The sequence below is a fragment of the Parablautia muri genome (assembly GCF_009917485.1).
Classification (GTDB): domain Bacteria; phylum Bacillota; class Clostridia; order Lachnospirales; family Lachnospiraceae; genus Suilimivivens; species Suilimivivens muri.
On record NZ_QZDT01000178.1, the window covers coordinates 1 to 1,005 of the forward strand.

Sequence of the window (1,005 nt, forward strand, 5' to 3'; positions counted from 1 at the left end):
CGGTAGGCTCTGGAATATTCCCGGTGGTAGGCGCGGCTCTTTTCCTTTTTCGCTTCTTCGATTTCCTCCCGCATTTTTTTGATTTCCTGCTCTGTCGGCTCTGCAAGCTGTGTCAGTTCATTCTCAAATTTGCCGATATGGTTGAAGTATATCCCGATATGCTGAATGGCGTATCTCGCCCGCTTCTGGTCGCGCTCATGCACTTCAATCCTGCTGATAAACTCGTTTAGAATGGCGGGGGTGAGTTCGGCAAAGTCGGCGTATCGTTCTGTCAGCTTCACAAACCTCTGCGCCCGTCCTCCCGCGTTTTCAAAAGCGGACAACTGCTCTTTGATTTCCGCAAGCTCCGCTTTCAGTGTATAGTATTCTTCTGAATACTTCTGCGACATCTGCTCATAACGGTCTTGCGGGATAGCGCCCAGTGCGTTGTCCTCGTACAGCTTATCCAGAACCTTTTCGATTTGTTCAAGCCGCATTGTGACTTGCGGTACGCGCTTCTGCTGTTTCTTCGTCCGGTCGGTCTGCTGTATGTCAAGGCTCTTTTTCACTAAGGCTTCAAAATCCGCCCTGTTGCTGATGGAGTATTCCGCGATTTTTTTCAGCACGTCCGCAACGGTCTGCATGAGTAAATCCGCGTCCATGATATGTGGGGAATGGCACTTCGGGTTTCTGGCTTTCCCCTTGTGGTATTCACTGCAAAAGGCAACGTGCCGTTTGCCGCCGTTCCTGTAATCTATCCGTATGTGCATTTTTGCACCGCAGTCCTTACAGAAAAGCAAGCCCGACAAAGGGTGGATTTCCCCGTCCCCGTTTGGTCGCTTGACGGGGGCGTTTTCCAAAATCCGCTGTACGTTTTCAAAATCGGTGCGGTCGATAACCGGCGCATGGACATTTTCGGTAATCTGCCACTGGCTTTTGTCTACATAGTGGTTTCGTTTGTCGCGGAAATGCTTTGTGGTCTTGAAGTTTACAACGTCGCCGCAATACTCCTGCCTTGTGAGGATA

At 50.3% G+C, this 1,005-nt stretch carries 1 protein-coding gene; it reads right to left on the bottom strand.

All coding sequences use genetic code 11. The features are described 5' to 3' along the window. On the bottom strand, positions 1-1,005 hold a 1,005-nt coding region (locus D5281_RS25055), incomplete at both ends, for a DUF4368 domain-containing protein (RefSeq protein ID WP_160562553.1).